Origin of the sequence: Frankia nepalensis (assembly GCF_016786325.1) — a bacterium.
Taxonomy (GTDB): Bacteria; Actinomycetota; Actinomycetes; order Frankiales; family Frankiaceae; genus Pseudofrankia; species Pseudofrankia nepalensis.
In genome coordinates, this window is record NZ_JADWYU010000280.1 from 1 (window position 1) to 5,170 (window position 5,170).

The window sequence follows — 5,170 nt, forward strand, 5'->3', positions numbered from 1 at the left end:
GCGGGTCGCGGGGGCGGGGAGAGGTGAATACGCGCCCGGCCCCGCGGCCCGGGGGGTCACCGCGCCGACCCCGGCCCGGCGGGGGCAGCCTCCGGCCGCGGCGCGTCGGTCGAAGCGCCGTCCGATGCCGGTCGCCGGTCGCGGGCGGCGACGGCCGCCTGGTCGAGCTCGGCGCCGCGCGTGCTGACCGCGTCGACAAGATCCCCGTGAGTGACGATGTACCGCTCACCGGCGAGCAGGGCGTCGATGACGTTCCCGGCCGCCTCGTCGGGCGAGACCGGGTTCTGCACCATCTCCGGGTTGCTGGCGACCATGGCCGCGAAGTCGTCCTGTTCGCCGATCGCCCGGCGCAGGTGGTCGGGTTGCGCGTCGGCGCTGGTCTCGAGGTGCCGCGAGGCCATCCCCGACGGGAAGAGGACCGACACCGAGATGCCGTCGGGCGCGAGCTCGAGTCGCAGGGTCTCCGCCAGCCCCCAGACCGCGAACTTGCTGGCCTGGTAGACGCCCAGCCGGGCCGCCGGCGACAGCACCGACGACGAGGTCGTGAACGCCAGCCGTCCATGGGGAGCCGCGCGAAGGAGCGGAACGAAGGCCTGGGCGGTGCGGGCCGCGCCGAGCACGTTCACGTCCAGTACCCACCGCCACTCGTCGTCCGTGAGCCGCTCCACCGAGCCGAACAGCTGGACACCGACGTTCGACACGACGACGTCCGCGCGGCCGAACCGGTCGGCGACCGCGCCGGCCGCCGCGCGCACCGCTTCACCGCTGGCGACGTCCACCCCGAGACCGAACGCCTCCACCCCGTGCGTCGCGGCGATCGCCGCGGCCTCGGCCTCGGCGCGTTCCCCGTCCCGGTCGAGCAGCGCGACCCGCAGGCCGAGCGCGGCGCATCGCGTGCCCAGCGCCAGGCCGAACCCCGACGCTCCGCCCGTGACGACCGCGACCTGCGTGGCTGGTTCCTGGGACTCCATCGCGTACTCCCTCGTTCAGATGCCGACCGCTGCCCCAAGGGGCGCGGGGCGTCGACGGCGTTGTCAGGACAATGTCGCGAGATTTATGTCGCGAGACCTACGTCGCGAGACCCGTGCCGCGAGACGCATGCCGCGTCACGGTCCAGGACGCGGCATCTGCCGCCACGGAACCGCGGGCCGCCGCATTGGCCACGGCCTCCGCCACACGGCTTTTCCGCGGGTGGCCGGCCCAGAGCGGTCCATGGCGACACGACGGAGGCGCGGTCAGCCGCTTTCCGGCTTGCTGATGTCCATCCGCAGACGGGTCAGCCTCGACGCCTTGATCCGCCAGCTACCGTCGGCCTTCGCATAGTCCTCGTGGTAATGGCCGAAGCCAGTCAGGTCGGATCCGTCCGGGAAACGGACCCGATCCTCCATCGCCCAGATTCCGGTCGCCGACGACGGCGACGTGACCGCGATCTCCGGGGTATGACACTGATGGACCGTGACACTGCCCTCGAGAGCGACCCGCAGGAACTCCAGAAACGCGTCACCTCCGGCGATGACGCCGCCACCGGAACCCGTCGTGTCCATCACCACGTCATCCGTGAACACCTGACGGAAACCCGCCCAGTCCTTCGTGTCGAGTAAGCGGCAGTACCGAGCCTTGAGCTGCTTGATCTCCTCGATGTCATCCACGGCGCATCTCCATCGTCCGGTCCGAAACCAAGCCATCAATGTGTATGGACAGCGGCCACCGGCACGGGGCCACCAGCCCGGAACTCCGAGCCCCGCGCGAGGCCGCCGACCCCGACGGCACCGCCGGCCCGGCGATCCGCCACCCTGGCCGACGCGCCGGCTCTGGCCGCCCCTCCTGCCCTCCGTACTCCACCGAGCGGCCGGCCGCCACGCCCAACCTGGACAGCCGGACCATCGCGCCGATATTCGCGCAACCAGAGTTGTACCAATATGACCCGTCGGGCACCGCCCGGCAAGCGATCGGACGACCAGGCCGCGCCGACCGAGATCCCCACCCGGCCGCGATCTCCGCCGGGGTGCCGTCGCCACCGGATCAAGCCGGGTCCTGCCACTGACTTCTTAACTCTAAGAAGGTTGACTTCAGCCATCCGAAGTGGTCTGATCGGCGCATGCCGCTGTTGATGGCCTCGACCAAGGAGCAGATCGTCCGGGCCGCCGAGCGCCTGTTCGCTCAGCACGGCGTCGACGGCGTCTCGCTGCGCGAGATCGGCACGGCCGCGGGCACCGCCAACAACTCCGCCGTCCGCTACCACTTCGGGTCGAAGGAGCAGCTCATCCAGGCGATCTTCGACTACCGGCTGCCCCGGCTGCACGAACGCCGCCGCCTGCTGATCTCCGAACGTGAACCCGACGACCTGCGTGGCTGGATCGAATGCCAGATCCGGGCCGTGTTCGAACAGAGCGAGCTCGACGGCAGCCACTACCTGTGTTTCGTCGACATGCTCAGTGCCCACGGACGGCGCGACATGTTCAGGCGGATGCCCCCCGAGTTCCGCGAGGCCGCGGACACGCTGCGCGCCCAGCTCGGCTCGTACCTCGAGCACCTGCCCGAGCCGCTGCGGTCCCGTCGGATCGGCACCGCGATGGTTCTGATCGTCCACGTCGCGGCCAGCCGCGAACACGCCCGCTTCGCCGGTCACCGCGTCCTGCCGTTCGCCGTCGAGGTCGCCGGCCTCGTCGACAGCACGGTCGGCCTCCTACAGGCACCCGTCTCACCGGCCGCGCGCCGCGCCGTCGACGAAGCCGACCCCGCGGACCTGACGTTCCCGATGTTCATCTAGGCCACCATGCGGTCCGGACCGCCGCGGCGACCCGGACACGTCGGATGGCTCGACCGAGTGCTCAGTGGAAAACAGCTTGTCGTGACCGGATGGCGCCGACGAGGCTGCACGCCACCCACGTGTCTCCTTCCAGGAGCCGCGATTGATGACAACGGGTCTTGCTGGCCCCGCGCCGCGAGTAGCGGCCACACGTGAACGCGGGATCAGCATGTTCACCGTTCCTCGGTTTAATGAATTTTGTTCCACGGCACCCGTTCAGGAGGCGTAGACAGCATGACCACCAATTGTGCCGCGACGGCGATATACCAGTGCCGCCGCGACCGGTTTCCCGCGCGAAGCGGTGCCGGGGCATACGAGTACTTATTCCCCGGGACGGGCGAGACACAGGGCCGGGCCCGCGCAGACAGGACGCGGCAGCTTTCGGAGCGGGAGCTGCCGGCGAGCGCGCGGAAGGTCACAGGGAATGGCCGCGTGGGAGTCCTCGGCGGCTCGCGCGAACTTCTCGGGACGCGCGAAGCGGTGGCCGCGTGACGCACCCGCTGAGACTGGCCGGCGCGGTCGCGGTCCTCACCGGCGCGGGCAGCGGCATCGGCCGCGCGAGCGCGGTGGAGTTCGCGCGGCGGGGTGCCCGCGTCGTCGTGAGCGACCTCGACGCCGACCGCGCCGCGGCCACCACGGCCGACATCGTGAAGGAAGGCGGTGAGGGCGTCGCCGTCCGCGTCGACGTCACCAGCGAGGCCGACCTCGCCGGCCTGCGCGCGGCGGCGCTGGACCGGTTCGGGCGGGTCGACCTCGTCATGAACAACGCCGGCGTGCTCGCGGTCGGCGCGCCCGAGTCGCTGCCCGACGCGGCCTGGGAGCGGGTGCTCGACGTGAACCTGCTCAGCGTCGCGCGCAGCAACCGGGTGTTCCTCCCGCTCCTGCTCGAGCAGGGCAGCGGGCACGTGGTCAACACGGCGTCGGCGTCCGGGCTGCTCGCCTACGGCTTCGACCGGCTGCCCTACGTCGCGAGCAAGCACGCGGTCGTCGGCGTCTCCGAGGCCCTCGCGCTCTACCTGGGGCCGCGCGGCGTCGGTGTCACCTGTCTGTGCCCGTCCGGCGTGATCACCAACATCATGGAGCAGATCACGGCCTACGGGCCGACGTCGGCCACACCGCGCGCCCCGAAACACGAGATCGTGACCGCGGAACAGGTCGCCACGCTGACGGCCGACGCGGTCGAACGGGGCCAGTTCCTCGTCGTCACCGCGCCCGAAGTCCAGCCCGAGCTCGTCGAGCGGGCAACCGACCTCGAGGCCTACCTGCGGGCGCGGATCAGCGAGCAGTCACCGTGACCGCCCGACCGCTGATCGACGTCGCCGACATAGCACTCGCCGACACAGCACTCGCCGAGATGGCCGTCGAACGACCCGGCCGAAAGGACAGGCCATGACCCCCGACGAGCTCTACCGCACCGTCATGACCGTCGACCCGCCGGCGACCGAGACCCCGTTCGAGGCGGCCACCCGCGAGTTCCTCTTCGGACAGGTCTGGAACCGCCCCGGGCTGAGCATCCGCGACCGCCGGCTCGTCTCCCTCGCCTGCGTCGCGGCGGCGGACGCGACCGGGCCGATCGACGACCACGTCTACGCGGCGCTGCGCAGCGCGGACCTGACCATCGAGCAGCTCAACGAGGCCACGCTGCACTTCGCCGTCTACTGCGGCTGGCCCAAGGCCTCGCACCTCGAGACCACCGTCCGCGTCCAGTGGCACCGTGTCCACGCCGAGCGCGGCGAGCAGCCGGAGCCCTGGCCGACCCTGACCGCGGACGATCTCGGCCCCGCCGACCGCGACGAACGCATCTCCCTAGGTCAGAAGGAGTTCGTCGACGTCAACGGCGTGCCGGCACCGCCCTCCGACTCGCCGTACTTCCACTCCGGCATCCTCAACTTCGTCTTCGGGCATGTCTGGCGCCGGCCGGGCCTGTCGCGGCGCGACCGGCGGCTCGTGACCATTCCCTGCGTGGGCCTGTCCGACGCGGCCACCCCCATCGCCTCCCACGTGGGCTCCGCCCTGGAAACGGGTGACCTGACCTACGACGAGATGCAGGAGATCATCCTGCAGTTCAGCGCCTACTACGGCTTCGCCAAGGGCCAGGCCCTCCACGACGCCGCCGAGCGCTGGCGCGCAAGCAAGACCTGATCCTTACCCTGGCGCGCGGCAGCGCGTCCGCCCACCACGGCGCATCGCGGCCGCGGTGCGCGGCCACCGAGTTCACGGTGCTCGGGTCCTCCCCGATCGAGGACTGACCAGGCCGAGACCGACGGTGACCGGTTCGGCTGCCTCGGCCCGGGGGGCGGGGGGGCGCCGGCCGCCCCCCCCCGGGGCCCCGGGGGGGGGGGGGGGGGGGGGGGGGGCCCC

At 71.5% G+C, this 5,170-nt stretch carries 5 protein-coding genes; 3 read left to right on the forward strand and 2 right to left on the reverse strand.

Going from position 1 to position 5,170, the window contains the following annotated elements; all coding sequences use genetic code 11:
- Window positions 1–56 precede the first annotated feature (56 nt).
- A complete protein-coding gene (locus I6A81_RS40275) occupies window positions 57–971 on the reverse strand; it encodes an SDR family NAD(P)-dependent oxidoreductase (protein WP_203010494.1) in 915 nt (304 codons plus the stop codon).
- A 264-nt stretch (window positions 972–1,235) separates the two neighbouring features.
- Complete coding sequence (locus I6A81_RS40280) at window positions 1,236–1,649, reverse strand: nuclear transport factor 2 family protein (RefSeq protein ID WP_307875227.1); 414 nt, start codon at window positions 1,647–1,649, stop codon at window positions 1,236–1,238.
- 449 nt (window positions 1,650–2,098) lie between these two features.
- Here I6A81_RS40280 and I6A81_RS40285 point away from each other — a divergent pair, with 449 nt between their 5' ends.
- The 3 genes from I6A81_RS40285 to I6A81_RS40295 all read left to right on the forward strand — a co-directional run bounded on the left by I6A81_RS40285 (window position 2,099) and on the right by I6A81_RS40295 (window position 4,951).
- The gene (locus I6A81_RS40285; protein WP_203003459.1) at window positions 2,099–2,770 is read left to right on the forward strand and encodes a TetR/AcrR family transcriptional regulator; all 672 of its coding nucleotides are present in this window, start codon (window positions 2,099–2,101) and stop codon (window positions 2,768–2,770) included.
- A gap of 527 nt (window positions 2,771–3,297) precedes the next feature.
- Entirely contained in the window at window positions 3,298–4,104 is an 807-nt protein-coding gene (locus I6A81_RS40290) for an SDR family oxidoreductase (protein WP_203003458.1), read from the forward strand.
- A 94-nt stretch (window positions 4,105–4,198) separates the two neighbouring features.
- Window positions 4,199–4,951, forward strand: a complete 753-nt coding sequence (locus I6A81_RS40295; RefSeq protein ID WP_203003457.1) for a carboxymuconolactone decarboxylase family protein — start codon at window positions 4,199–4,201, stop codon at window positions 4,949–4,951.
- Window positions 4,952–5,170: the final 219 nt, after the last annotated feature.